The following is a 23191-nucleotide window of genomic DNA, read 5'->3' as shown; positions in this document are numbered from 1 at the left end:
TACCGCAGCAACGGATATACACACCAAAACAAGTACCGCAAAAAACCAAAAAAAACGACACTTCCCCATTTCTGAAAGAAGCGCCGCTTTTTCTAAGTGAACAGCATTACAACGGGTCAGAGCTTTTAGGGTTCGCGGATTACTTGGAAGCCTCCACCACACCACTCTGGCGGCTCTTGAGATTCTTGGCAGCCTTGTATTGCAGGGCCACTGACGGCACTGCGGCGCTTTTTCCGGTTTCCACCCAGCTACGAATCCGACTGGCATCGGCGAAGTGCGTGTATTTGCCGAACGCATCGAGAATCACCAGTGCCATCGGGCGATTGCCCATCTTCGTCACCAGCACCAGGCAGTGGCCAGCCTGGTTGGTGAAGCCGGTCTTGGTCAACTGGATATCCCAGTTGGCCTTGTGGACCAAGTGGTCAGTGTTGCGAAAGCCCAGGCTGTACGCCGGCTTGCGGAAGGTAACGGTCTTTTCCTTGGTGGTGCTCAGTTCGCTCAGCAGCGGATACTTGCGAGCAGCGATCAGCAGCTTGGTCAGGTCCCTGGCGGTCGAGACGTTGTGGATCGACAGGCCCGTTGGCTCGACGTAATGGGTGCTGGTCATGCCCAGCGCCTTCGCCTTGGCGTTCATGGCGGCAATGAACGCCGCGTAGCCGCCCGGATAGTGGTGGGCGAGGCTGGCGGCGGCACGGTTTTCCGAAGACATCAGGGCGATCAGCAGCACGTCTCTGCGCGACAGTTCGCTGTTGAGCTTGACCCGGGAAAACACGCCCTTCATCTCTGGGGTGTTGGCGATGGTGATGGAAATGTATTCATCCAGGTTCTGTTTGGCATCCAGCACGATCAGGCCGGTCATCAACTTGGTTACCGATGCGATGGGCACCACCACGTCCGGGTTGCTCGAATAGACGACTTTGTCCGTCTGCAGGTCCAGCAACATCGCGCTGCCCGAGGCGACTTGCAGCTTGGTCGTGTCCCGAGGGGCCGCGATGGTTTCCTGTGCAACGACATTTTGCGTGATAAAGCTGCCTGTGAAAGCGATGAATAGGCTGATGATGGAAAGACGGATTTTCACGCGAGTAGACTCGATAGAGTTGAAGGTGCCGTTGAGCAACGACTTTTAAAAAAAACGTCGCATTTTAGGAGTATGGGCGACAGCAGCGCTATATGCCTGTACCGCCGAGGGTTGTGAGTAAATAAAGTTTAATGAAGGGGGGTTTTGGCGGACCGAATCTGAAAAAGTTCGTAATTTGCGCGATCCAGGGAGTCGCGGCATAGGCCAGCGCCTGCCGATAAGGATCAGGCGACAAAAACTCTTGTGGGAGCGAGCCTGCTCGCGATAGCGGTGTTTCAGCCAGCATTGATGTTGGCTGATCCCAAGCTATCGCGAGCAGGCTCGCTCCCACAGGGTTTATGGCTGGATTGAAGCGGTGTGTCAGCTATGCAGCGTCTCGGCCGCGTACAAGGTGTTTTCCAGCAAGCAGGCGCGGGTCATCGGGCCTACGCCGCCGGGTACCGGCGTGATCCAGCCAGCGCGGGGCAGGGCGGTCTCGTAGACCACGTCGCCCACCAGCTTGCCATCTTCCTGGCGATTGATGCCCACGTCGATGACGATGGCGCCTTCCTTGATCCACTCGCCCCGTACCAGGCCGGGTTTGCCGGCGGCCACCACCACCAGGTCGGCACGGCCGACATGGCCGGCCAGGTCCTTGGTGAAGCGATGGGTCACGGTCACAGTGCAGCCGGCCAGCAGCAGCTCCATGGCCATTGGACGGCCAACGATGTTGGACGCACCCACCACTACGGCGTCGAGGCCATACAGGTCCACGCCAGTGCTTTCCAGCAGGGTCATGATGCCTTTAGGGGTGCAGGGACGAAGCAGCGGGATACGTTGGGCCAGGCGACCGACGTTATAAGGATGGAAGCCATCGACGTCTTTGTCCGGGCGGATACGCTCCAACAGCTTGGAGGCGTCGAGGTGTTCAGGCAGCGGCAGCTGGAGCAGAACGCCATCGATGTTCGGGTCATCGTTCAGGCGATCGATCAGATCGGCCAACGCTTGCTGGGTGGTTTCGGAAGGCAGGTCGTAGGCCTGGGAAAGGAAGCCGACCTCTTCACAGTCTTTACGCTTGTGCGAGACATAAACCTGAGAGGCAGGATCGCTGCCGACCAGGATCACCGCAAGGCCGGGCGTACGCAGGCCTTGCTCGCGGCGCTCGGTGACTCGTTGGGCGATCTGCTGGCGCAGGCTGGCGGCGATCGATTTGCCGTCGATAAGTTGTGCAGTCATTGCGCGTGGTTAACCATCGAGAGGGGAAAAAAAGAGAACGCATTCTCGCATGCCGGGGCGTGAGGGCAAAGGCGCTTGGTCTGCAAATTCCCCTAACCCCTTTAATTAAATGAATTTTTTTTAAAAAAGAGTTGACGACCTATCAGGCCGTCTATAACATTCGTCGCACTTGTCGGGCACAGCCTAGCACTGGTTAAGAAGGTGGAGCGGAGTTGGTTGTTTCAACTCGGCAAAACTGAAAGCACTTAGTTTGTAATCGTCCAAGAATACAGATTAAAAAGGCGCCCGTAGCTCAGCTGGATAGAGCATCCGCCTTCTAAGCGGATGGTCGCAGGTTCGAGTCCTGCCGGGTGCGCCAATTAGGCAGCTTTGGCACAAGTAAGGCAACAAGGCAATATGGTGGGCGTAGCTCAGTTGGTAGAGCACGGGATTGTGACTCCCGTTGTCGTGGGTTCGATCCCCATCGTCCACCCCATATTCTAGAGAGGCGCCAGATCTAACAATCTGGCGCCTTTGCTTTAAAAGCTTGATACGCGGATGTGGTGGAATTGGTAGACACACTGGATTTAGGTTCCAGCGCCGCAAGGTGTGAGAGTTCGAGTCTCTCCGTCCGCACCATACAAGTCGCTATTTAAATAGCAGAAAACGGCGCAGTACCTGAAAAGGGCTGCGCCGTTTTTGTTTTCAGTGGTTCTGTGTTTGGCATTGGCGCTGTTTTTTTGGGTGCGCGCTGCGGTCGGGTCCTCGCGAATGTGTTTCGTGATGATGCGCGGCATGTCCGTCGGTCTCCTTGTGGGGCTGGGCGCTGCGCGGCCGGGCCAGCCGCTTCTATATATAGAAGCGTTGGCGCAGAGCCTTGGGCTGAATCGACTGTATTTGCAATCCGGGTGGGGCATGACCGTTTGTCCCGTCCTAAATCCGGCGCCTGTTTCCAGCGCGTTTTCAGTAGGGTGACTTCTTGAGTTTGACCTACTAGAATGCATGCCCTTGATTCTGGGGTCGGAAACGCCCGGCCAACGTCTGTGCAACGAGGAATATCCATGCAAGTTTCTGTTGAAAATACTTCTGCTCTTGAGCGCCGCATGAGCATCACCGTGCCGGCTGAGCGCATCGAGACTCAGGTCAACAAGCGTCTGCAGCAGACTGCCCAAAAGGCCAAAATCCCAGGTTTCCGCCCAGGCAAAGTGCCAATGAGCGTGATCCGTCAGCGTTACGAAGCTGATGCGCGTCAGGAAGCCGTGGGCGACGTGATCCAGTCTTCGTTCTACGAAGCGGTCGTCGAGCAGAAGCTGAACCCGGCCGGCGCTCCGTCCGTCGAGCCTAAAGTGCTGGAAAAAGGCAAGGACCTGGAATTCGTCGCTATTTTCGAAGTGTTCCCTGAGTTCAAGGTTGCCGGTTTCGAATCCATCGCCGTCGAGCGCCTGAGCGCTGACGTGTCGGATGCCGACCTGGACAAGATGCTGGACATCCTGCGCAAGCAGAACACCCGTTTCGAAGTGACTGAGCGTGCAGCCCAGAACGAAGATCAACTGAACATCGATTTCGTCGGCAAGGTCGACGGTGAAGTGTTCGCGGGCGGTTCCGCCAAGGCTACCCAGCTGGTGCTGGGCTCCGGTCGCATGATCCCTGGCTTCGAAGATGGCCTGGTTGGCGCCAAGGCCGGTGAAGAGCGCGTTCTGAACGTGACCTTCCCTGAGGATTACCAGAACCTGGACCTGGCTGGCAAAGCCGCCGAGTTCACCGTGACCGTCAACACCGTTTCCGAGCCGAAACTGCCTGAGCTGAACGAAGAGTTCTTCGCCCAGTTCGGCATCAAGGAAACCGGTCTGGAAGGTTTCCGCACCGAAGTTCGCAAGAACATGGAGCGTGAACTGCGCCAGGCTATCAAGTCCAAGGTCAAGAACCAGGTCATGGACGGTCTGCTGGCCTCCAACCCGATCGAAGTGCCAAAGGCCCTGCTGTCCAACGAAGTTGACCGTCTGCGCGTGCAGGCTGTTCAGCAGTTCGGCGGCAACATCAAGCCGGACCAACTGCCGGCAGAGCTGTTCGAAGAGCAAGCCAAGCGCCGCGTCGTGCTGGGCCTGATCGTCGCCGAAGTGGTCAAGCAGTTCGAGCTCAAGCCTGACGAAGCCCGCGTTCGCGAGCTGATCCAGGAAATGGCCTCGGCCTATCAAGAGCCTGAGCAAGTCGTGTCCTGGTACTACAAGAACGACCAGCAACTGAACGAAGTCCGTTCGGTTGTGCTGGAAGAACAAGTTGTGGATACTGTTCTGCAGAAAGCTAGCGTGACCGATAAAGCGGTCTCTTACGAAGAAGCGGTCAAGCCGGTGGAAGCTCCACAAGCCGATTGATGGTTCTGCGGTAAGAAATACACACCCATAAGCCAGCCTTCGTGCTGGCTTATGCGTATTCAAGACATAACTATTTGGGAGTGACTGCGAGACATGTCCCGCAATTCTTTTTATCAGCATAGCTCTGACATCCAGGCCGCAGGCGGCCTGGTCCCGATGGTTATCGAGCAGTCCGCCCGCGGCGAACGTGCCTATGACATCTACTCGCGTCTGCTCAAGGAGCGCGTCATCTTTCTGGTGGGCCCGGTAGAGGACTACATGGCCAACCTGATCTGTGCGCAACTGTTGTTCCTTGAAGCCGAAAACCCGGACAAGGATATCCATCTCTATATCAACTCCCCTGGCGGTTCGGTGACGGCGGGCATGTCGATCTACGACACCATGCAGTTCATCAAGCCTAACGTTTCGACGACCTGTATCGGTCAGGCGTGCAGCATGGGTGCGTTTTTGCTGACTGCTGGTGCCCATGGCAAGCGTTACTGCCTGCCGAACTCGCGCGTGATGATTCACCAGCCACTGGGCGGTTTCCAGGGCCAGGCATCGGATATCGAAATCCATGCCAAGGAAATCCTCTTCATCCGCGAGCGCCTCAACACCTTGATGGCCAAGCACAGCGGGCGCACGCTTGAAGAAATCGAGCGCGATACCAACCGCGACAACTTCATGAGCGCTGAAGCCGCACGTGAATATGGCCTGATCGATGAAGTGATCAGCCAGCGCCCCGCTTAAAATAAGCAGCTCAAAATGAGGTTGATCGGCTGGTCCGATCACCTGCGGGCTTGAAAAAGCCCGCAATTGCCTTCATCTTGTGTTGCAAGCCTATCGGATTTGGATCGATCGAATGACTGACACCCGCAACGGCGAGGACAACGGCAAACTGCTTTATTGCTCCTTCTGTGGCAAAAGCCAGCATGAAGTGCGCAAATTGATTGCCGGCCCCTCGGTCTTCATTTGCGACGAGTGCGTCGACCTGTGCAATGACATCATCCGCGAGGAGGTGCAGGAAGCCCAGGCCGAGAGCAGCGCGCATAAATTGCCTTCGCCTAAAGAAATCAGCGGCATCCTTGATCAGTATGTGATTGGTCAGGAACGTGCGAAAAAGGTACTGGCCGTAGCGGTGTACAACCACTACAAGCGCCTGAACCAACGTGACAAGAAGAATGACGACGTCGAACTCGGCAAGAGCAACATCCTGCTGATCGGCCCGACAGGCTCGGGTAAGACCTTGCTTGCCGAAACCCTGGCCCGCTTGCTGAACGTTCCGTTCACCATCGCCGACGCAACCACCCTCACCGAGGCGGGTTATGTAGGTGAAGACGTCGAGAACATCATTCAGAAGTTGTTGCAGAAGTGCGACTACGATGTGGAAAAGGCCCAGATGGGTATTGTCTACATCGACGAAATCGACAAGATTTCCCGCAAGTCCGACAACCCGTCCATCACCCGGGATGTTTCCGGTGAGGGCGTGCAGCAGGCCTTGCTCAAGTTGATCGAAGGTACGGTCGCTTCCGTTCCACCCCAGGGTGGTCGCAAGCATCCGCAGCAGGAATTCCTGCAAGTCGACACCCGTAACATCCTGTTCATCTGCGGTGGTGCGTTCTCCGGCCTGGAAAAGGTTATTCAAAACCGTTCCACCCGCGGTGGCATCGGTTTCAACGCCGAAGTGCGCAGCAAGGAAGAAGGCAAGAAAGTCGGTGAGTCCCTGCGTGAAGTCGAGCCTGACGATTTGGTCAAGTTCGGTCTGATCCCGGAATTCGTCGGTCGTCTGCCTGTCCTGGCAACGCTGGACGAGTTGGATGAAGCAGCGTTGATGCAGATTCTGACCGAGCCGAAAAACGCCCTGACCAAGCAGTATGCCAAGCTGTTCGAAATGGAAGGTGTAGACCTGGAGTTCCGTTCCGACGCGCTGAAATCGGTCGCCAAACGTGCCCTGGAGCGTAAGACCGGTGCCCGTGGATTGCGCTCGATTCTTGAAGGCGTATTGCTCGACACGATGTATGAAATCCCCTCGCAATCCGAGGTGAGTAAAGTCGTGATCGATGAAAGCGTTATAGAAGGCAAGTCCAAGCCACTGTATATCTATGAAAACAGTGAGCCGGCTGCCAAGGCCGCACCGGACGCTTAAGCGTCCCGCTGCCGGAATAAAGAAGGGGCCTTCGGGCCCCTTTGCTTTTAGCGCGTTTTAGACGTGTCTTAGCGCTTGTTTTTTTTCAAGGCTGCCCCCATCTTGGTTTCAAGCTTACTTCCATCTGTTTCCGGCCCTAGGGCCGCCGTAGAGGCGAAATCATGAAGACAACCATCGAATTGCCTCTCCTGCCATTGCGCGATGTCGTGGTGTATCCGCACATGGTTATCCCGCTGTTCGTGGGGCGCGAGAAGTCCATCGAAGCCCTTGAGGCTGCGATGACGGGTGACAAGCAGATTCTTCTGCTGGCCCAGAGAAATCCAGCCGACGATGATCCCGGCGAAGACGCACTGTATCGCGTAGGGACGATTGCAACGGTTCTGCAATTGCTCAAGTTGCCCGACGGCACCGTCAAGGTCTTGGTCGAAGGCGAGCAGCGCGGTACTGTCGAGCGTTTCAGCGAAGTGGACGGCCATTGCCGGGCCGAGGTGTCGCTGATCGAAGAAGTCGATGCGCCCGAGCGTGAGTCGGAAGTGTTTGTCCGCAGTCTGCTGTCGCAGTTCGAACAATACGTGCAACTGGGCAAGAAGGTGCCTGCAGAGGTCCTGTCGTCGCTTAACAGCATCGACGAGCCGGGACGGCTGGTCGATACGATGGCGGCCCACATGGCCCTCAAGATCGAGCAGAAGCAGGAAATTCTCGAGATTATTGATCTGTCGGCCCGTGTCGAACACGTGCTGGCATTGCTCGACGGCGAAATCGATCTGTTGCAGGTCGAGAAACGCATTCGCGGTCGCGTCAAGAAACAAATGGAGCGCAGCCAGCGCGAGTACTACCTGAATGAGCAGATGAAGGCCATTCAGAAAGAACTGGGCGATGGCGATGAAGGCCACAACGAAATCGAAGAGCTGAAAAAGCGCATTGATGCCGCCGGCTTACCCAAGGATGCACTGGCCAAGGCCCAGGCCGAGCTGAACAAGCTCAAGCAAATGTCGCCGATGTCTGCCGAGGCCACCGTGGTGCGCTCCTACATCGACTGGCTGGTCCAGGTGCCATGGAAAGCCCAGAGCAAGGTGCGCCTGGACCTGGCGCGCGCCGAGGACATCCTCGACGCCGACCATTACGGCCTGGAAGAGGTCAAGGAACGCATCCTTGAATACCTCGCCGTGCAGAAGCGCGTGAAAAAGATTCGTGGTCCGGTCCTGTGCCTGGTCGGTCCTCCAGGGGTCGGTAAAACCTCCCTGGCGGAGTCGATTGCCCATGCCACCAACCGCAAATTCGTACGCATGGCCCTTGGCGGCGTGCGCGACGAGGCGGAAATTCGTGGTCATCGTCGTACCTACATCGGTTCGATGCCGGGAAGATTGATTCAAAAGATGACCAAGGTCGGCGTACGCAATCCGCTGTTCCTTTTGGACGAAATCGACAAGATGGGTAGCGACATGCGTGGCGATCCCGCCTCTGCGTTGCTCGAAGTCCTCGATCCTGAGCAGAATCACAACTTCAACGATCACTACCTGGAGGTCGATTACGACCTGTCGGATGTGATGTTCCTCTGCACCTCCAACTCCATGAATATTCCGCCAGCGTTGCTGGACCGGATGGAGGTGATTCGTCTGCCGGGCTACACCGAGGACGAGAAGATCAACATCGCGGTGAAATACCTTTCGCCCAAGCAGATCCAGGCCAACGGCCTGAAAAAAGGCGAGCTGGAATTCGACGAGGAAGCGATTCGCGACATCATTCGCTACTACACCCGCGAAGCCGGTGTGCGTGGCCTGGAACGGCAGATTGCCAAGGTCTGCCGCAAGGCGGTCAAGGAACATGCGCTGGAAAAACGCTTCGCGGTCAAGGTCACTGCGGACCTGCTGGAGCATTTCCTGGGCGTGCGCAAGTTCCGTTATGGCCTCGCCGAGCAACAGGACCAGATCGGCCAGGTGACTGGCCTGGCCTGGACCCAGGTCGGTGGTGAGCTGCTGACCATCGAAGCGGCCGTGGTACCGGGCAAGGGTCAATTGATCAAGACCGGCTCCCTGGGTGATGTGATGGTCGAATCGATCACCGCAGCGCTGACGGTGGTTCGCAGCCGCGCCCGCAGCCTGGGCATTCCCCTGGACTTCCATGAGAAGCGCGACACGCATATCCACATGCCCGAAGGGGCCACACCCAAGGACGGCCCGAGCGCTGGCGTAGGCATGTGCACGGCCCTGGTCTCGGCATTGACCGGTATTCCGGTGCGCGCCGATGTCGCCATGACAGGTGAAATCACGCTGCGCGGCCAGGTCCTGGCGATTGGCGGCCTGAAGGAAAAACTGCTGGCGGCACACCGGGGCGGGATCAAGATCGTGATCATTCCCGAAGAGAATGTCCGCGACCTGAAGGAAATTCCTGACAACATCAAGCAAGATCTTCAGATCAAACCCGTTAAATGGATTGACGAGGTCCTGCAAATTGCGCTGCAATACGCGCCGGAGCCCTTGCCGGATGTGGCTCCGGAGATTGTCGCGAAGGAAGAAAAGCGAGAGTCTGACTCTAAGGAAAGAATTAGCACGCATTAATACGCATTTGCCTGGGGGGCTTCCTTGACAGTTTTTTAGAGCCCTTGTTATAAAGCGGCTCTTAAGTGTCTGCAGGCCATTCAGCACTCGTTTTTGCTTTCACCAAAAAAACTTAGAATCATCTCAAATAGATATAAGGGGACTTAGAGTGAACAAGTCGGAACTGATTGATGCTATCGCTGCATCCGCTGATATCCCGAAAGCTGCTGCTGGCCGTGCGCTGGACGCTGTAATCGAATCCGTCACTGGCGCTCTGAAGGCTGGTGACTCCGTTGTTCTGGTCGGTTTCGGTACCTTCTCCGTGACCGATCGTCCTGCTCGTATCGGTCGCAACCCGCAGACCGGTAAGACGCTGGAAATCGCTGCTGCCAAAAAGCCAGGCTTCAAAGCTGGTAAAGCACTGAAAGAAGCCGTTAACTAAGGTTTCGTTGAGTTTATCCGGGTCGGGGTCATGCCTGGCTTGGCAGCGGAGCGGTAATACGGCCGGTTGCAACCGGTCTGGCACGCCAGGGCTTGCAGGTTCGAGCCCGGTCCGCTCCGCCAGTTACGAGAAGGCGCATCCTCGGATGCGCCTTTCTTCTATCCGGATTCTACCCACGCTCCACGGTTGCCTAAATTTGAAGTTCAACCGTTTCTGGGGGACGCATGCTGCAGAATATCAGGGACAATTCACAAGGCTGGATTGCCAAGACCATCATCGGGGTCATCGTCGCATTGATGGCGCTGACCGGTTTCGATGCCATTTTTCAAGCCACCACCAATAGCAACGAGGCGGCCAAAGTCAACGGCGAAAACATCAGCCAGAACGAGCTTAGCCAAGCCGTCGACATGCAACGCCGTCAGCTTATGCAACAGCTGGGCAAGGATTTTGACGCCTCCCTGCTGGACGAAAAAATGCTGCGCGATTCAGCGCTCAAGGGCCTGATCGACCGCAAGCTGCTGCTGCAAGGCGCACACGATGCGAAGTTCGCTTTCTCCGAAGCGGCGCTCGATCAAGTGATCCTGCAAACGCCTGAGTTCCAGGTCGATGGCAAATTCAGCGCCGAGCGTTTCGATCAGGTGATCCGCCAGCTGGGTTACAGCCGTATGCAGTTCCGCCAGATGCTGGCTCAGGAAATGCTGATTGGTCAGTTGCGCGCCGGCCTGGCAGGCAGCGGTTTTGTCACCGATGCCCAAGTGCTGGCATTTGCCCGCCTGGAAAAACAGACGCGTGATTTCGCCACCTTGAACATCAAGGCCGACCCGGCCTCCGTCAAGCTGACCGAAGACGAGGTCAAGGCCTACTATGACCAGCACGCCAAGGAGTTCATGACGCCTGACCAGGTGGTCATCGATTACCTCGAGCTGAAGAAAGCTTCTTTCTTCGACCAGGTCAGCGTCAAGGACGAAGACCTGCAAGCGGCCTACCAGAAAGAAATCGCCAACCTGTCCGAACAGCGTCGGGCTGCGCACATCCTGATCGAAGTGAACGACAAGGTGACCGAAGCCCAGGCCAAGGCGAAGATCGAAGAAGTCCAGGCTCGCTTGGCCAAAGGCGAGTCGTTTGAAGCCTTGGCGAAGGAGTTTTCCCAGGATCCGGGTTCGGCGAACAACGGTGGCGATCTGGGCTATGCCGGTCCAGGCGTCTACGATCCGGAGTTCGAAAAGGCCTTGTACGCCTTGAACAAGGACCAGGTCTCGGCACCGGTACGCACCGATTTCGGTTTGCACCTGATCAAGCTGCTGGGTGTCGAAGCGCCTGAAGTGCCTACGTTTGCCAGCCTGAAGGATAAACTGGTCCGCGAGCTGAAGACCCAGCAGGTGGAGCAGCGTTTCGTTGAGGCGACCAAGCAACTGGAGGATGCCTCGTTCGAAGCGTCCGACCTGGCGCAACCTGCCCAGGACTTGAAGCTGACCGTCCACACCTCGGCCCCGTTCGGTCGTGAAGGCGGCGAAGGGATTGCGGCCAATCGTGCTGTGGTTACCGCTGCGTTCAGCCCGGAAGTGCTGGAGGAGGGTGCCAACAGCACCGCCATCGAGCTGGACCCGGAAACCGTCGTGGTGCTGCGTGCCAAGGAACACCGCAAGCCTGAGCAATTGCCGCTGGAAAAAGTGGCGGGCCCCATTCGTGCTCAACTGGCCAAGGAACACGCCAGCGCAGCGGCCAAGACCCGCGCCGACGAGTTGATCGCCAGCCTGGGTGACGGCAAGACTGCACTGGACAAGCCGGTCGACGGCCAAGGCTGGAAAGCCATCCAGGCGGCCACCCGCAACCAGGAAGGCATCGACCCGGCGGTGCTGCAAGCACTGTTCCGCATGCCTAAGCCTGAGTCCAAGGACAAGCCGACGTTCAGCAGCGTGACCTTGCCTGACGGCAGCCTGGTGGTCGTGCGTCTGAACGGCGTGAACGAAGCGGCGGCACCGACTGACGAAGAGAAGGCGGAGTATCGCCGCTACCTGGCGTCCCGTGTTGGTCAGCAGGACTTCGCGGCGTATCGCAAGCAGTTGGAGAGTCAGGCGGATATCAAACGTTTCTAATGGCTTGATGTTTGGGTAAACCTGGCTGTAATGCTGTTCACTTAGAGAAAACGGTGCTTCTTCAGAAATGGGAAGCGCCGTTTTTTTTGGGCTTGGGTTTGGGTGTATATCCATTTCTTCGGTAACGGCTACTTATGGTTCCGCTCTTACAGCGGCTCACTTTTGAGAAGCCCGGAAGTCGGCCCAGTCAAAAGTAAGCAAAACGCTTTATGCCCCACCACTCGGTGCCTCGCCTAGGCTCGGCATGCCTGAACGAAGGCATTGCTCCGTGGGCCGCCGCGAAGGGCCATCCATGGCCAAGCGCGGCTAACCCGGCATCCATGCCGGGTTGCCCACTGCGCAATACCTTCGTTCAGCCAGCGTGGTTAACGGGGCGCCGAGATCAACGTCCACCGCGAGGCGGCCTAACAGCCGACCTGGCTCTCCCGGTCGTACACCCATTAGATCTGTGGGAGCAAAGCCTGCTCGCGAAGGCGGTGTTCCAGTCAACGATGATGTTGGATTTGCCAACGTCATCGCGAGCAAGCTCGCTCCCACAGGGGACGCGCGGTCCCGTCAAAATCAGGCCGGCTGTTAGGCCGCCTCGCTTTGGCTTTTGATCTGGGGCGCCCCGTTAAACCACGCTGGCCGAACGCAGGTATTGCGCAGTGGGCACCTCGGCATGGATGCCGAGGTAGCCGCGCTGGGCCATGGATGGCCCTTCGCGGCGGCCCACGGAGCAATGCCGGAGTGAGGGCACACCGAGCCTAGGCGAGGTGCCAAGTGGTGGGGCAAAGCGTTTTTGGTTACTTTTGGCGCTCTTCCAAAAGTGACCCGCCGTCAGGGCGGAACCACCAGTGGCCATCACCGCAGCAATGGATATACACACCAAACTACGCCGCTCTGAACGTGATATCAAAATCTTCATTAACGGCGCAACTGAACAGCATTAAGCTAAATCCCGGATTTTTTTGTGTCTGCTTGTTGCTCGGGGCGGGTATTCGTCGATCTACCGGATCAGCGTCTTTTTCCTGCAAACAACCCCCAGTAAACTTGTAACCCCCTTGAAACAAGATTAGCCACGCGGCCAGGCCGCGTTCTGTTGCACAATACGCCCCGGACCGTTTTTCTCAGGATGTTCAATGTTCAAATCAATTCACATGCGCACCGTCGGGCTTGCATTGGTGCTGGCCGCCGCAGCCGGTTGCTCGTCGAAGAAAACCGCCATCTACGAACACGAGAATTTCGATGACTCCGGCACGTTTTCGCGCACTTATCCAGTGAGCGACGCGGCGACCTGCGAGGCCGGGCGTCGGGCGTTGCTCAGCCAGGGCTACATCATCACCAGCAGCGATCCGAAGCTGGTCAGCGGTCACAAGAGTTTCCAGCAGACCGGCGACACCCACATGGAAATCAGCTTCAACCTGGTCTGTGCCGAAGACGGCGGTACTGGCCAACGTGCGACGATGTTCGCCAACGCCTTGCAGGACCGTTATGCCCTGAAGAAGACCAACAACTCCGCCAGCCTGGGCGTGGGCGTGTTGGGTTCGGTATCGATGCCGATCGGCTCCTCGGATGATTCGATGGTCAAGGTCGCCAGCGAAACCGTGTCGGCAGCCAAGTTCTATGAGCGTTTCTTTGCCTTGGTCGAGCTGTTCCTGCCTCCCGAAGCGAAGAAAGCTGCCGAGAAGACTGAGGAGACCGATAAGCCGAAAACTGAGCTGGGTATCCCGGAAACCAAGGCTGAACCGGCTGCCCTGATGCCGGCTCCTGCGCCTGCGCCAGCACCTGTGCCCGCAGCGGCCACGCCGGTAGAGGAGGCCGCACCGGCCCCCGTCGAAACCGCTCCCACGGTGTCGGAGCCCGTCGCACCGCCGAGCGAGCCAGCGCCAATTGCGCCCGAGTCGTTCGAGTCTGCGCCGACGACGGAAACCGTTACACCTCCACCGTCCAGCTCGTTACCGCCCCCGAGCGAGCCGATCCAGCCGCTGCCGGCATCCTGAGGTCCAGTGGCAGGGAGTTACGCCCTGTCACACTTCACGCGGTAATTTCCCGACCCTGTGCTACGTTTAATTCATGAAGCCTTTGCTTCATGTTTTGTTCATAAAGCAGCTTTATGCTGATGCCAGCGCCATCAGGCATTGGTTTCAATGACAGGGGAAGGACACGCAATGGATGATTATCAGGAAGAGCTGCTGGAATACCAGGCATATGAACTGGACCCGTTGGAACCCGCCGAAGATGCGACGGAGTTGTGAAAACCGCTACGAGCTACAAGTGGTAAGCGCCAAGCCAGGTTCTTGAAGCTCAAACCCCTCGGTGACTACGACGAAACTCCCCGGGCGTCTGGTCGTTCCAGCGCTTGAAGGCACGTTGAAAGGCCTCGGCTGAGGCAAACCCCAGCAGGTAGGCGATTTCGCCGAACGCCAGTTCGGTATCGCGTATATAGGTCATGGCCAGGTCGCGGCGGGTGTCGTTGAGGATGGCGCGAAACTGCGTGCCTTCCTCGGCCAGCTTGCGACGCAGGGTCCAGGTTGGCAGCTTCAGGCGGGCCGCCACTTCTTCCAGGTCGGGTTCCCGGCCGCCGTTGAGCAACGGCCCCAGCAGCTGGATGATGCGCTCACGCAGGCTGCGAGTGCGGGTCAGTTGTTCCAGTTCCCGTTCACACAACTGAAGCAGATGGTGCCAGGTGCTGGGGCAATGCTGTGGGTTGCGCTGGGCGAGGCTGTCCAGGCCCAGGCGCAGTTGATTCTGTTCGGCGCCAAACTGGATCGGGCAGTCGCCGAGCGTGCGGTAGGCCTCCAGGTATGCCGGCGCCTCAAATTCGATTTCGATGCGTTCGGGTCGCAGCGCGATGCCACTGACGCTGGACAGTTGGGCAAGCCAGCCGGCAATGATCGAATCCACGACGAAGCGGTTGTAGGCGTTATACGGGCTGATGGAATAGAACCGTAGCCAAGCACCCCGGGCATCCTCGTGGAAGCTCGACTGACCGCGATAGTTGGAGCCATACAGCGGTTCGAAGCGGATCATGCAGCGGGCGGCCTCGCGCACGGTCGGTGCCTGGGCGGCGGTAACGCCCGCCAGCCCGGCCTGGCTCAAGCGCCCGAGCTGACCCATGCGCAGGCCCAGGGCCGGGTCCTGAGTCTGTTGAATCGCAGCGTGGCCCAAGCGCATGTAGCGTGGAATCGACAGACGTGCCCCGGGCTCGGCCAGGCGCGCGGCATCAAGACCATACTGTTCGAGCAAAGGTCGAGGGTCTTGCCCATGACTGGCGACGGCGTCAGCCAGGCTATGGACGAAGCCCACTGACAAGTCCCCCAGGCGCATGGGCTGCGGTTTCATGTTCACAACCACAGGTTCAGCAGGCGGGCGCCACGGGCGTTGCCATCGGGGAAGTGTTGGCCGTTGTGGCTGATGAAGCTCTGGCCGGCGCTGCCGCTGTCCCAGAACTGGCCCCGTAGGAACACGCTGACGCCGCCCCGGGCCTGGCTGATGGGCAATTGGCCGGTCAGTGTCAGGCGATGCCAGGCTTGTCCCTCGCTCACTTCACCCGGTTTGAGGCTTACCTCGCTCGGCGTGGACAGGCCTTTGTAACCGCTCCAGGGTTTGTCCCACGTATCGCGACCGATGATGAAGGCGGGCACCGCAATGAGTTGCGCGCCCTGGTCGTTGAGTTGCCGGTAGTGGAGCGGGTACCAGCTGTCGCTGCCAATCAGCACGCCCAGGCGTCCGGCGGGGGTGTCGATGACGCGGGGGGCGCCCGGGTGGTCGGCGCCAAGCACATCCTGCTGTTCAAAGACGGGATGTCGTTGGCGTTGTGGCTGGCCGATTGGCCGGCCGTCGCTGCCGAACACCAGGCTGCTGTTATACAGCGCGCCGCGGCCGACTTTCAGTTCACCGTCGCTGACGCTGGGCTCGGGAAGTACGATGGAACCGGCCACCAGGGTGATGCCGAACTCCTTGGCCAGGCCACCGAACAGCGCTTGATAGTCATGGGCCATGCGCTCGGCTTTCATGCGCAGGTAGGCATCGCCCAGTCGGTTATCGCCTTGAGCGCTGACCAGCGCCTGGATAAACGCCAGCGGATTGCTGACCGCCAGCCAGTTCATGGCTTCCTTCAACGTGGTGGCCTGGTACAACTCGTCTTTTTCACCGCCGACCATCAACCAGGTGCCGATGTGCTCGGGCAGGACCACCACGGTCTTGGCATTGAGCAAGCCCTGGTCGCGAGCCGCCTGCAGATAGGCCGCCAGTTTGCGATGCAGGCGCTCGGGGCTCTGGTAGTCGGTGGGGAACAGTTCGGGCTGGATGCCCAGCAGATTGCCGCGGTCGGCGGGCGTGCCCTGGTTCACCGCCAGGTGGATGCGCAGGTCCGACAGGTAATGACCCACCGGACGATCCGTCGTCCACAGTGCGTAGGTGATCAGGGCGGCAATCAAGGCCAAGGAAAACAGCAGGTACAGAAATTTGCGCATGGGGAACAGTCAGCGGCCGTGTGCAGGTTCGTGATTTTTCATCAAGAGTTACGGGGCAGGGTACGGTAAAACAAGGGATTAGCGAAGGGCGGACGCTGATTTGTCCTCACGGCAGGCACACGCAAAGGCGTCCATGGAACCCTTGGACCGCGTGCTGCGCGGGCAAGGCGCGCTAGTGACTTTTGGCCTTCCTGATCCGGATCAGAATCAGCAGCATGATCAACAGCACCGGCGGCGTCATGCCCAGCAGCGCTTCGCGGGCCGAGAGGTTCGCGCCCAAGGTGTGCAGCCCGCTATAGACCAGTTTGAACAGATTGATCAGGTAGTAGGTGATGGCAATGATCGACAGGCCTTCCACCGCGCGCTGGATTTTTATTTGTGCATCGGCGCGGGCATTGAGGCTGCGCAGGATCTCGGCGTTCTGGTCTTCCATCTCGACTTGCACGCGTGCTTGCAGCAAGTCACCCAGATTGGCGACGCTCATGGCCAGTTGTTCGAGGCGCTGTTCGGTGGCTGCGCAATAACGCACCGTGGGTTTGAAGCGCCGTTCGATGAACACGCCCAGCCGTTGGCAATCGCCCAGGTGACTTTCGCGCAACTCCCCCAGGCGCTCGAACACCAGTTGGGCGTAGGCGCGGGTTGCGCTGAAACGGTGGCGATTCCTGACCGTGCTGCTGACCACCTGGCGAGACAGCAGGGCGATGTCCTCCAGCAAGGCCTTGGCATGCACGCCGCTGGCATTGGCGTTGCGCTCGGACAGGCTCACCAGGGTGCGATCGAATTCGTTCAGTTGCGGGTCCAGTGCCTTGGCGGTATTGAGCGACAAGGACGCCATCATGCGATAGGTCTCGATTTCCAGCAGGCGCCGGATCATGCGGCCCTGGCGATAAGCGTTGAGCCGTCGATTGATGAACAGCAGGCGATTGGTGCCGTCCTCGGTCAGGCGAAAATCGCTCCAGACCACTGCATCGCCGCCGCCCACGCACGAGCCGCAAGGGTCCTTGAAACCGTAGCTGGGCAGGTCGAGACCGGCTTCGGCGCGCACCACCACCTGAACGGCATTGATCAGGTGCTGGGAATGACCTTCGATACCCTGGGCAAGGCAGTCGGGCAGCGTTGTCCAGTGCAGTTCATTGGTGCTGGCGGGAACGACGAGGGTCAGGGTGAAGAACTCGGCGTGGCGCTCCCACTTGAGCGGGTGTCCTTCCAGGCGGGTGATGCCTTGTGCGGCTTCTGCTGCGTGGGTTTCAGGGCACAGTCGCTCGAGCAGCGCGTTGCACTGGGCGTTGTCGCCCAGAAACGCCAGGTGGAAGACGTGGGCCGGTTCGTCGAAATACAACGACGGGCGGGCGTGCAACTCGTTGTGCAGCATTTTTCGTTGGGGATGCATGCAAGGGCGACCGTGTGATTAGCGTATTGTTGGTTTGAGCACCTGGGCCAGCGTTGATAGGACTGGTCCATCCCGTCGAGAGTCACGCACGGTTGATCGGCACGCTGCACATTTGGATCATTAAGTTGTCAGTTACGGTCATTGAGCGCCAGCATCCGGACTCTTACGCTGGGGGCCATGACAGACGCAAGCCACAGAGCGTGCGCTTTTCCCCGTGATCGCCCGTTGTGGAGTTACCGATGACCACCTCTCATTACCCGCACCTGCTGGCCCCGCTGGACCTGGGTTTCACCACCTTGCGCAACCGTACCCTGATGGGCTCGATGCACACCGGCCTGGAAGAGAAACCCGGCGGCTTCGAACGCATGGCGGCGTACTTTGCCGAGCGTGCCCGGGGTGGCGTCGGCCTGATGGTCACCGGTGGGATCGGGCCGAACGACGAGGGCGGTGTCTACTCCGGCGCGGCCAAGCTGACCACCGAAGAAGAAGCGCTCAAGCACCAGATCGTTACCCGGGCCGTACACGAGGCCGGTGGCAAGATCTGCATGCAGATTCTCCATGCCGGGCGCTACGCCTACAGCCCCAAGCAGGTGGCACCGAGCGCGATCCAGGCACCGATCAACCCGTTCAAGCCCAAGGAACTGGACGAGGAGGGCATCGAGAAACAGATCAGCGATTTCGTCACCTGTTCGGTACTGGCCCAGAAGGCCGAATACGACGGCGTCGAGATCATGGGCTCGGAAGGTTATTTCATTAACCAGTTCCTGGCGGCCCACACCAACCACCGTACCGACCGTTGGGGCGGCAGCTATGAGAACCGCATGCGCCTGCCGGTGGAAATCGTGCGTCGGGTGCGCGAGGCGGTAGGCCCGAATTTCATCATCATCTTTCGCCTGTCGATGCTCGATCTGGTGGAAGGCGGCAGCACCTGGGACGAAATCGTCCAGTTGGCCAAGGCCATCGAGCAGGCCGGCGCGACGATCATCAACACCGGTATCGGTTGGCACGAAGCGCGAATTCCCACCATCGCCACCAAGGTTCCGCGCGCCGCGTTCAGCAAGGTCACGGCCAAGCTGCGTGGCTCGGTGAGCATCCCGCTGATCACCACCAACCGCATCAACACCCCGGAAGTGGCCGAGCAGATCCTCGCTGAAGGCGATGCCGACATGGTCTCCATGGCCCGGCCGTTCCTGGCCGATCCGGAGTTCGTCAACAAGGCCGCTGCCGGTCGCGGCGATGAAATCAACACCTGCATCGGTTGCAACCAGGCGTGCCTGGACCACACCTTTGGCGGCAAGCTCACCAGTTGCCTGGTGAACCCGCGGGCCTGCCACGAAACCGAGCTGAACTATCTGCCGGTGACCCAGGTGAAGAAAATCGCCGTGGTCGGTGCCGGCCCGGCCGGCTTGTCCGCTGCCACGGTGGCGGCCGAGCGTGGGCACCAGGTGACGCTGTTCGATTCGGCCAGTGAAATCGGTGGTCAGTTCAACGTCGCCAAGCGCGTGCCGGGCAAGGAAGAGTTCTTCGAAACCCTGCGCTACTTCAAGCGCAAATTGCAGACCAGCCATGTCGAACTGTGCCTCGACACCCGTGTAGATGTGGCGCAATTGGTGGCTGGCGGTTATGACGAGATCATTCTTGCTACCGGCATCGCCCCACGCGTGCCGGCGATTCCCGGGGTGGAGCATGCCAAGGTGTTGAGCTACCTGGACGTGATCCTCGAGCGCAAGCCGGTGGGCCGCAGTGTCGCGGTGATCGGTGCCGGTGGTATCGGCTTCGACGTGTCGGAGTTCCTGGTTCATCAGGGCGTTGCCACCAGCCAGGACCGCGAGGCGTTCTGGAAGGAGTGGGGCATCGACACCCACCTTGAGGCTCGCGGCGGCGTGGCCGGGATCAAGGCCGAACCCCATGCACCGGCGCGCCAGGTGTTCCTGCTGCAACGCAAGGCGTCCAAGGTCGGTGACGGCCTGGGCAAGACCACCGGCTGGATTCACCGCACGGGCCTGAAGAACAAGCAGGTGCAGATGCTCAACAGCGTCGAGTACCTGAAGATCGACGACGATGGCTTGCACATTCGCATCGGCGAAACCGGTGAGCCACACGTGCTGGCCGTGGACAACATCGTGATCTGCGCCGGCCAGGATCCGCTGCGTGAATTGCAGGAAGGCCTGGAGGCGGCGGGGCAGACCGTTCACCTCATCGGCGGTGCCGACGTGGCGGCGGAGCTGGACGCCAAGCGGGCGATCAACCAGGGTTCGCGGTTGGCGGCGCAGTTGTAACGTACAGCCCTGTAGACACCCGGATCCCCTGTGGGAGCGAGCCTGCTCGCGATGGCGGTTAGTCAGTTTCAGAAATGCTGGCTGACCCACCGCTATCGCGAGCCGGCTCGCTCCCACAAGTTTTTTCGATGTCAGGGAGTCCGCGACCAGCTGTTAAGATGCCGGCCTATTTCCCCACGGGCCTGCTGCCATGCTGCTTCCCGCCCTCGACTGGCATCCCCAACCCCGACTCGAACCCTTTCACCTGGACTGGCTCGCCCGTGCCGGTGTTGAAGTGGCGGTGTTGCGCCTGGACCGGATCGATCCGCTGATCAGCGGCAACAAGTGGTTCAAGTTGGTCCATCATTTGCGCGCCGCCCATGAGGCCGGCGCCGAGGGGGTCATGAGCCTGGGCGGGGCTTATTCCAACCATTTGCATGCGTTGGCCGCGGCGGGCAAGCGCTTCGGGTTTCCCACGGTGGGGTTGTTGCGTGGTCATCCCCAGGACACGCCGACAGTGCGCGACCTGAAGGCGTTTGGTATGGACCTGCACTGGTTGGGTTTTGGCGGATACCGAGAGCGGCACGCGCCGGGTTTCTGGGCGCCGTGGCAGATCCGCTATCCCTATTTGCATCCGGTGCCCGAGGGCGGTTCGGGGTTGCCTGGCGCACTAGGCTGCATGGCCTGGGCAGCCAATGTCCGTGAACAACTGGCAACGTTGGGATGGGCGGATTATCACGGCTGGTGGCTGGCCTGCGGCACCGGCACATCGCTGGCCGGGCTGGTGCTGGCCGAAGCGGGTGGGCGCCCGGTCTATGGCGTGCTGGCGGTGCCCCAGGACCATGGCGTGGCGCAGCAAGTCGAAAGCATCTTGGGGGAGGCAGGCCTTTGCCGTGCGCTTTATGAACTGTTCGACGGCAGCCGTGGCGGTTTCGCCCGGGTCGATGCCGAACTCGCCGAGTTCATCGAAACCACGGCGGCCATCGAACTGGAGCCGTTGTACACCGGCAAAGCCTTGATGTTGCTTAAAGCGCGGGTCGAGGCCGGAGGCTTTGCCCCCGGCACCCGTTTGATTTTCGTCCACACCGGCGGTTTGCAAGGCCGCCGAGGGTTCGAGTAACAGCGATCAGCCGCGTTTGGGCATCATCCGCAACAGCGTGTTGTCCCGTACCACATAGTGGTGGTACAGCCCCGCCAAGGCATGCAAGCCAATCAACCAATAGCCGATGGTGCCGCCCAGCACATGCCAGCCTTCCAGTTGCTTGGCAAACTCCTTGTCCTGATCGATGAGCAAGGGCAGATCGAAACCGTAGAACATCACTTGATGACCTTCGGCGCTGGTGATCAGCCAGCCCAGCAACGGCATGGCGATCATGAACAGGTACAGCGCCCAGTGCATCAGGCGAGCGAGGACGGTTTGCCACACAGGCGACGCCGGGAAAATCGCCGGTGTCTTACCCATGCTGCGGGCGAACAGGCGCAGCCAGACCAGCAGGAACACTGTCAGGCCGAGCATGAAGTGCGCTTCCTTGATCAGGGTCCGGCCGCCACTGCCCTTGGGGAAAATCCCCCGGAACTCGATGCAGGCATAAACCACGGCCAGCAGCACCAGCATCAGCCAATGCAAGGTCACCGTGACGGTACTGTAGCGGCTTTCTGAGCTTTTCCAGGGCATTGCGGGTATCTCCAACGATCAGGGTAGAGCGCCGTCTAAAGCGGCGTTGTCTATTTACTGTAAGCCCGTTTCGTTGAATTGGCATGAGCCAGATCAGTTTTGCCCGCATGAAGCCACAGGGATGTGTCAGGGTGTGAAGTCCGGCGGATTCAGCAGCCAGTCCAACAGCAACCCGGCATCAGGATTGCGCCGGGGCGGTTTCGGGGGCGCGGCGGTTTGTCCTGCGCCAGTATCGACAGCCCCCGGGCACAGCACCGGTCGATCAGGGTCGCCATCGAGAAAACTCACCAGCACTTCGCTGCCGGCCATCAGGCTGGGGCTGCCATCCAGCGTCAGCCGCGACACGGGCAGCGTGATGCCGTCCTGGTCCGGCGCCCATAGGCTGACACTCACCTGGCCACGCTCATCGGGGCTGGCCGGCTGGCCGGTGCGGCCGAGTACATAGGCCAGGTGGTACCCGGGGATGCAGGGCTTGGGGTGCTTGAGGGCCGGCCTGAACGTGGTGGACCAGGGAATGGCGGTGAACCGGTTGCGGTAGTCACGGGCCGACGGTGTGATGGGCAGGTCCGGTTCCAGGATCGAAAACTGTCGTCCGCGATGCTGGACCTCGGTGATCAGCCATTGATCGTTGAAGGTGGAAACCGGGTGTTCGCAGATCTGCACGATGTCGCCGCCGTGCACGGTCGGTTGGGTGCTGTGGCCATGGATTTCCCGTTGCCGGCAGCGCAATCGTTCAAGGTGGCGGCGACCGGCCTGGTAACGGTGAGCCAAGGCCGGGTTGCTGCGCATGGCTTCGTGATCGATCCGCTCAAGGGGTTGATTCGCTGCCGAGGCCTCGGTTTCGGGCTGGGCCCGGTCACTGAACCCGACAGGCAGGCCAGGCATCATCGGGTGGTGACGCAAATACAAGCGCTTGATGGTCGGTAGCTGGCTGTCGTTCGGGTGCAGAGGCAGCTCGACGGGGCGCGCGGGAAAGCTCTTCGGGTCTTCGGCAAACACCAGGACATGGCCCTGGGGCGCGTGTTCGAAGTGGTAATGGATGCCTTCCTCCTCGCACAGCCGTTGCAGGAGGGTCAGGTCGCTTTCGTCGTACTGGATGCAGAATGGGCGACACGGATACTGCCCATGGGGCAGTTCGAAACGGTAACTGTCGACGGGTAGCGCGTATTCTTCCAGCAGGCGTTGCAGCACCTGTACCACGCTGAGCCGATGGAAAACCCGGCGCCGCGGGCCTTGCTCCAGTTGCTGGAGGTAGGGAACCAACGTCAAGCGATAGCCGATGCGCCGTGGCGCAAGGGCATTGAGGCTAACGCTGTGGACAATCCCATGGACGCCCGATTCACCGTCCAGGCGCAGGAAGGCCGGTTCCCCCAAGAGCAGCTTGGGATCTATCGGTGGGGCCAGGCCGATCAGTTCGAGGTCAAAGCGGTATGGCTGGTTGAGGGCTTCGCGGCCGTTGAAGCGCAAGACTTGCAGTTGCAAGTCGCTTTGCGTGAGCGTCAGGCTGAAGGGACTTTCCGTGTCGTTGCGCATCGCAGCTCCTACTGGCGGGGAGAGAGGCGCAGAG

At 59.5% G+C, this 23191-nt stretch carries 16 protein-coding genes and 3 tRNA genes; 12 read left to right on the top strand and 7 right to left on the bottom strand.

Annotation, left to right across the window (positions count from 1 at the left end):
* Window positions 1-139 precede the first annotated feature (139 nt).
* Entirely contained in the window at window positions 140-1078 is a 939-nt protein-coding gene (gene pbpG, locus CFII68_RS21970; RefSeq protein ID WP_018602428.1) for a D-alanyl-D-alanine endopeptidase, read from the bottom strand.
* A 360-nt stretch (window positions 1079-1438) separates the two neighbouring features.
* Window positions 1439-2293: a bifunctional methylenetetrahydrofolate dehydrogenase/methenyltetrahydrofolate cyclohydrolase FolD gene (gene folD / locus CFII68_RS21975; protein ID WP_014339305.1), complete on the bottom strand. Its 855-nt coding sequence runs from the start codon at window positions 2291-2293 to the stop codon at window positions 1439-1441.
* A 281-nt stretch (window positions 2294-2574) separates the two neighbouring features.
* On the opposite strand from folD, the gene CFII68_RS21980 reads away from it, so the two are divergent.
* The 10 genes from CFII68_RS21980 (at window position 2575) to CFII68_RS22030 (ending at window position 13826) form a co-directional block, all read left to right on the top strand.
* A tRNA-Arg gene (locus CFII68_RS21980) sits at window positions 2575-2651 on the top strand.
* Window positions 2652-2692: 41 nt separating this feature from the next.
* Window positions 2693-2768, top strand: a tRNA-His gene (locus tag CFII68_RS21985).
* A gap of 58 nt (window positions 2769-2826) precedes the next feature.
* Window positions 2827-2911 (top strand) — tRNA-Leu (locus tag CFII68_RS21990).
* Between the two features lie 422 nt (window positions 2912-3333).
* Complete coding sequence (gene tig / locus CFII68_RS21995; protein WP_018602424.1) at window positions 3334-4644, top strand: trigger factor; 1311 nt, start codon at window positions 3334-3336, stop codon at window positions 4642-4644.
* Window positions 4645-4737: 93 nt separating this feature from the next.
* Window positions 4738-5373, top strand: a complete 636-nt coding sequence (clpP, locus tag CFII68_RS22000) for an ATP-dependent Clp endopeptidase proteolytic subunit ClpP (protein WP_018602422.1) — start codon at window positions 4738-4740, stop codon at window positions 5371-5373.
* 112 nt (window positions 5374-5485) lie between these two features.
* Window positions 5486-6769 carry an ATP-dependent Clp protease ATP-binding subunit ClpX gene (gene clpX / locus CFII68_RS22005; RefSeq protein ID WP_003183176.1) on the top strand — a complete coding sequence of 428 codons (1284 nt, stop codon included), beginning with the start codon at window positions 5486-5488 and terminating at the stop codon, window positions 6767-6769.
* Window positions 6770-6930: 161 nt separating this feature from the next.
* A complete protein-coding gene (gene lon, locus CFII68_RS22010) occupies window positions 6931-9327 on the top strand; it encodes an endopeptidase La (RefSeq protein ID WP_014339302.1) in 2397 nt (798 codons plus the stop codon).
* Window positions 9328-9475: 148 nt separating this feature from the next.
* Window positions 9476-9748, top strand: coding sequence for an HU family DNA-binding protein (locus CFII68_RS22015; RefSeq protein ID WP_002552737.1), 273 nt, complete (start codon window positions 9476-9478; stop codon window positions 9746-9748).
* 224 nt (window positions 9749-9972) lie between these two features.
* The gene (locus CFII68_RS22025) at window positions 9973-11844 is read left to right on the top strand and encodes a SurA N-terminal domain-containing protein (RefSeq protein WP_018602330.1); all 1872 of its coding nucleotides are present in this window, start codon (window positions 9973-9975) and stop codon (window positions 11842-11844) included.
* A 1121-nt stretch (window positions 11845-12965) separates the two neighbouring features.
* Complete coding sequence (locus CFII68_RS22030) at window positions 12966-13826, top strand: DUF2242 domain-containing protein (protein WP_018602327.1); 861 nt, start codon at window positions 12966-12968, stop codon at window positions 13824-13826.
* A 304-nt stretch (window positions 13827-14130) separates the two neighbouring features.
* Here the strand turns inward: CFII68_RS22030 and CFII68_RS22035 are convergent, their stop codons facing one another.
* From CFII68_RS22035 to CFII68_RS22045, 3 genes are all read right to left on the bottom strand, one after another.
* The gene (locus tag CFII68_RS22035; RefSeq protein ID WP_018602325.1) at window positions 14131-15168 is read right to left on the bottom strand and encodes an AraC family transcriptional regulator; all 1038 of its coding nucleotides are present in this window, start codon (window positions 15166-15168) and stop codon (window positions 14131-14133) included.
* A gap of 2 nt (window positions 15169-15170) precedes the next feature.
* On the bottom strand, window positions 15171-16301 hold the full coding sequence (locus CFII68_RS22040) for a carbon-nitrogen hydrolase family protein (RefSeq protein WP_018602323.1): 1131 nt from the start codon (window positions 16299-16301) through the stop codon (window positions 15171-15173).
* A gap of 172 nt (window positions 16302-16473) precedes the next feature.
* The gene (locus tag CFII68_RS22045; protein ID WP_024619705.1) at window positions 16474-17691 is read right to left on the bottom strand and encodes a DUF3422 domain-containing protein; all 1218 of its coding nucleotides are present in this window, start codon (window positions 17689-17691) and stop codon (window positions 16474-16476) included.
* A 239-nt stretch (window positions 17692-17930) separates the two neighbouring features.
* On the opposite strand from CFII68_RS22045, the gene CFII68_RS22050 reads away from it, so the two are divergent.
* Both CFII68_RS22050 and CFII68_RS22055 read left to right on the top strand, forming a co-directional pair.
* Window positions 17931-19970: an FAD-dependent oxidoreductase gene (locus CFII68_RS22050; protein ID WP_018602319.1), complete on the top strand. Its 2040-nt coding sequence runs from the start codon at window positions 17931-17933 to the stop codon at window positions 19968-19970.
* A 190-nt stretch (window positions 19971-20160) separates the two neighbouring features.
* Complete coding sequence (locus CFII68_RS22055) at window positions 20161-21069, top strand: 1-aminocyclopropane-1-carboxylate deaminase/D-cysteine desulfhydrase (protein ID WP_018602317.1); 909 nt, start codon at window positions 20161-20163, stop codon at window positions 21067-21069.
* A gap of 6 nt (window positions 21070-21075) precedes the next feature.
* Here the strand turns inward: CFII68_RS22055 and CFII68_RS22060 are convergent, their stop codons facing one another.
* Both CFII68_RS22060 and CFII68_RS22065 read right to left on the bottom strand, forming a co-directional pair.
* On the bottom strand, window positions 21076-21624 hold the full coding sequence (locus CFII68_RS22060) for a cytochrome b (protein WP_014339294.1): 549 nt from the start codon (window positions 21622-21624) through the stop codon (window positions 21076-21078).
* A gap of 126 nt (window positions 21625-21750) precedes the next feature.
* Window positions 21751-23157 carry a type VI secretion system Vgr family protein gene (locus tag CFII68_RS22065; protein ID WP_018602314.1) on the bottom strand — a complete coding sequence of 469 codons (1407 nt, stop codon included), beginning with the start codon at window positions 23155-23157 and terminating at the stop codon, window positions 21751-21753.
* Window positions 23158-23191: the final 34 nt, after the last annotated feature.

It is taken from the genome of Pseudomonas sp. CFII68, from assembly GCF_000416195.1.
GTDB lineage: Bacteria > Pseudomonadota > Gammaproteobacteria > Pseudomonadales > Pseudomonadaceae > Aquipseudomonas > Aquipseudomonas kilonensis.
The sequence above is the reverse complement of the archived record's forward strand: the minus strand, read 5'-3'. Positions and strand labels throughout refer to the sequence as shown.